The following is a 4144-nucleotide window of genomic DNA, read 5'->3' as shown; positions in this document are numbered from 1 at the left end:
GGGACAAAGGTGGCGGGGATGGAGATGACATGGGAATGCTGACGATCGGTGCCTTCGCCAGGGCCTGCCGGCTGTCCCCGAAGGCGCTGCGCCTGTACGACGAGCTGGACCTGCTGCGTCCGGCCCGAGTCGACCCGGCCACCGGTTACCGCTACTACGCGCCCGACCAGCTGGAACAGGCCCGGCTGGTGGCCTGGCTGCGACGGCTGGGGATGCCGCTGGCCCGTATCCGCGAGGTGTGCGCGCTGCGGCCGGCGGAGGCGGCGCGGGAGATCCGCGCGTACTGGTCGCGGGTGGAGGCGGAGACGTCGGTACGGCGGGACCTCGCCGCGTTCCTCGTCGAGGAGCTCCTGCGGGAGCCGGGAAAGGACACCGACATGCTGGAACTGCGCTACTGCGCCCACTCCCACCCCGGCCGGGTGCGCCCCGCCAACCAGGACACGGCGTACGCGGGGGCGCGGCTGCTCGCGGTGGCCGACGGTTACGGGCCGGCCGGGGCGCCCGCGAGCAGCGCGGCCGTGGAGGCCCTGCGCTTCCTGGACACGGACGAGCTGCCGGCGGGGGACGTCCTGAACGTGCTGGAGGAGGCGGTGCGGGGCGCGACCGAGGCGGTCCGTGGCATCTCCGACGGCGCCGACGAGAACGGCACCACCCTGACCGCCCTGCTCTGGACGGGCTCCCGGCTCGCCCTGGTCCACATCGGTGACTGCCGCGCCTACCTGCACCGCGACGGCGGGCTGTTCCGGATCACGCACGACCACACGATGGTCCAGTCGCTGATCGACGAGGGCCGTCTCACCCCGGAGGAGGCGACGGCCCATCCGCAGCGCGCCCTGCTCCTCAAGGCACTCACCACCGGCACACCGGACCTGGGGCTGCACGAGGCGAGGCCGGGCGACCGCTATCTGCTGTGCTCCGACGGCCTGCCCACGGTCGTCCCCGACGCCCGCGTGCGTGCCCTCCTGGCCGGCGCGCGGACGCCCGCCGAGGCGGTCCACGCCCTGGTCACGGAGGCCAACGCGGCGGGCGGCCCGGACAACGTCAGCTGTGTGGTGGCGGACGTGGTGACGGCGTAGGCGCCCGCACCCGGTCCGTCACTGGTGGGTAGGGTCCAGTTCTGACCGGACCCAACGCTCGCGTGCACACGGACAGGAGATCGCGTGTCCTCTCTCTTCCCGGCCCTGGAGAGCCCGGACGGGCAGGTCGCCCTGCGGTTCGGCGACCGGTCGATGACCTATGCCGAGCTGGCGGGCGCGACCGCTGCCCTGGCGGCACGGCTGCCCGCCGGCAGCAGGGTCGCGGTGTGGGCCACGCCCGCGCTGGAGACCGCCGTCGCCGTGGTCGCCGCGCTGCGCGCCGGGGTGGCCGCGGTGCCGCTCAACCCGAAGTCGGGCGAGAAGGAGCTCGGGCACATCCTGTCCGACAGCGCACCGGTCCTGGTCCTGGCCGCGCCCGGCGACGAACTCCCTTCGCCGGTACGGGACCTGCCGCGCCTGGATGTCGAGGTCACCGGTGCCGGGAGCACGCTCCCCTCCCCGGCCGTCGCGGACGAGGACCCCGCCCTCGTCGTCTACACCTCCGGCACCACCGGCCCGCCCAAGGGCGCCGTCATCCCCCGCCGGGCGATCGCGCACACCCTGGACGCGCTCGCCGACGCCTGGCAGTGGACCGGCGACGACGTCCTCGTGCACGGGCTGCCGCTGTTCCATGTGCACGGTCTGGTGCTGGGCATCCTCGGCCCGCTCCGGCGCGGCGGCTCGGTCCGGCACCTGGGCCGCTTCACCACCGAGGGCGTGGCGCACGAGCTCGACAACGGCGCCACCATGCTGTTCGGCGTACCGACGATGTACCACCGCATCGCCCAGGCCCTGCCGGAGCATCCGGAGCTGGGCCGGGCGCTGAGCCGGGCCCGGCTGCTCGTCTCCGGTTCCGCGGCCCTCCCCGTGCACGACCACGAGCGCATCACGGCGGCGACCGGACAGCGGGTCGTGGAGCGCTACGGCATGACGGAGACGCTGATGAACACGAGCGTCCGCGCGGACGGCGAGCCGCGCCCCGGCACCGTCGGCCTGCCGCTGCCGGGCGTGGACCTGCGGCTCATGGAGGAGGACGGGACGCCGATCACGGCGTACGACGGCGAGAGCGTGGGCGAGATCCAGGTGCGCGGCCCGAACCTCTTCACCGGCTACCTCAACCGGCCCGACGCCACCGCCGGGGCCTTCACCGCCGACGGCTGGTTCCGCACCGGCGACATGGCGGTGCGCGACCCCGACGGCTACGTCCGGATCGTCGGCCGCAAGGCCACCGACCTGATCAAGAGCGGGGGTTACAAGATCGGGGCCGGGGAGATCGAGAACGCGCTGCTGGAGCATCCGGGGGTCCGGGAGGCGGCGGTCACCGGGGAGCCTGACGCGGACCTGGGCGAGCGCATCGTGGCCTGGGTGGTACCGGAGGACCCCCAGTCACCCCCGTCCGACAGCGAGTTGGCGGACCATGTCGCGAGCCGCCTCGCCCCCCACAAGCGCCCCCGGGTCGTGCACTTCCTCTCCTCCCTGCCCCGCAACGACATGGGCAAGATCATGAAGCGGGCCCTGACCCGTGACTGACACCGAACGCCGCTCGGCCCGGGAGTTCCTCGCCCTGCTCACGGACCCCGCCACCTTCACCGAACTGCCGTCCCCCGCCCGGGAGTCCGCCCCCGACGGCCCCCTCGCCTGGCAGGGTTACGACGCCTCACGCGCCCGCGCCGCCGAGCGCACCGGCGAGTCGGAGTCCGTGGTCTGCGGCACCGCGAGCGTCCTGGGCACCCGGGCCGTGCTGATCGCCTTCGAGTTCGGCTTCCTCGGCGGCTCGCTCGGCGAACGCACCGGCGACCGGCTGGAGGCGGCGTACGGCCACGCCCGCGAACAGGGTCTGCCGGTCGTCCCCCTGGTCGCCACGGGCGGCAGCCGCATACAGGAGGGCATGCTCGCCCTGACCCAACTCCAGCGTGTGGCCCGCCAGTCGGCACTCACGCGAGAGGCCGGTCTCCCCCAGATCGCGATCCTGCGCGACCCGACGACGGGCGGCGGCTGGGCCACCCTGGGTGCCGGCGCGGACATCGTCCTCGCGCTCCCCCATGCCCAGGTCGGCTTCGCCGGCTCCCGGGTGCGTCCACCCGACGCGGACCCGTCGGCGTACACGGCGGAGGCCCAGGTGGCGAACGGCGCGGCGGACGCGGTCGTACCGGCGACGGAACTGCGCGAAACACTGGGTCTGTGGCTGCGGTTGCTGACGGACGGGGGGAAGCGGCGGGGGTCGGACGGGGACGCCTCCGGCGTGGTGGGTGACACACCGGTACTCCGGTCCGGCACCGAGCCCGCCCCCGTGCCCCACGCCCTGGGTGCCGGCGACCTCCCACGCACCGGCTGGGAGGCCGTGCAACGGGCCCGTTCGCCTCGACTCCCGCGCGCCGAAGCGTACTTGGACGCCTACTTCACCCGTCGCCTCGCTCTCAGCGGTGACCGGTGCGGTGGCACCGATCCCGGGATGCTCTGCGGGTTCGGTGAACGGGACGGTCGTACCGTCGCCTTCGCCGCGCAGGCCGGCACCGCGACCCGGCCCGCCGGCTTCCGCACCGCCGCCCGGCTGATCCGTCTCGCGGACCGGCTCGGGATCCCCGTCCTGACCCTGGTGGACACTCCTGGCGCCGCGAATGACGCGGAGGCCGAGCGGCAGGGCGCCGGGGCGGCGATCGCGGAGCTGTTCGGCGCGGTGGCCGCCGCCCGCACCCCGATCACGACCCTGGTCATCGGCGAGGGCGGCTCCGGCGGCGCGCTGGCCCTGGCGGCCCCCGGCAACACGTACGCCACCCCGGACGGCTACTTCTCCGTCATCGCACCGGAACTCGCGGCCGCGATCCTGAAACGCCCGCCGCAACAGGCCGAACCGACCGCCGACCAACTCCGCATCCGCCCCCAGGACTTGGTGGACCTGGGCGTCATCCGCGGTATCTCGGAGCCGCCACCGCGCGGGCGTCAGGGGTGAACGCGTACAGGAAACCGTCATCGACGGTCCTTCGGCGCGGACCGGAACCAGCGGCCTTTATTTCTGCTTTACATGCGTCCATATACCAGCAAAACCCCCATTCAGCCGCACCCCACCC

At 73.9% G+C, this 4144-nt stretch carries 3 protein-coding genes; all 3 read left to right on the top strand.

The genetic code is table 11. From position 1 onward, the window contains the following. Positions 1–29 precede the first annotated feature (29 nt). Entirely contained in the window at positions 30–1076 is a 1047-nt protein-coding gene (locus GRC12_RS42310) for a MerR family transcriptional regulator (RefSeq protein WP_208785761.1), read from the top strand. Positions 1077–1160: 84 nt separating this feature from the next. Next, entirely contained in the window at positions 1161–2606 is a 1446-nt protein-coding gene (locus tag GRC12_RS42305) for an acyl-CoA synthetase (RefSeq protein ID WP_208785760.1), read from the top strand. Beyond that, a complete protein-coding gene (locus GRC12_RS42300; RefSeq protein ID WP_208785759.1) occupies positions 2599–4026 on the top strand; it encodes a carboxyl transferase domain-containing protein in 1428 nt (475 codons plus the stop codon). The genes GRC12_RS42305 and GRC12_RS42300 overlap by 8 nt, the downstream gene beginning before the upstream one ends. The last annotated feature ends 118 nt before the right edge of the window (positions 4027–4144 follow it).

The organism is Streptomyces griseorubiginosus (assembly GCF_017614965.1).
Taxonomy (GTDB): domain Bacteria; phylum Actinomycetota; class Actinomycetes; order Streptomycetales; family Streptomycetaceae; genus Streptomyces; species Streptomyces griseorubiginosus_B.
Note: the sequence above shows the minus strand (reverse complement) of the source record. Positions and strands in the feature narration are given on the sequence as shown.

Excerpts from the sequence above, each read along its gene's own strand:
- GRC12_RS42310 (WP_208785761.1), top strand. The coding sequence starts at position 30 with ATGGGAATGCTGACGATCGGTGCCTTCGCCAGGGCCTGCCGGCTGTCC.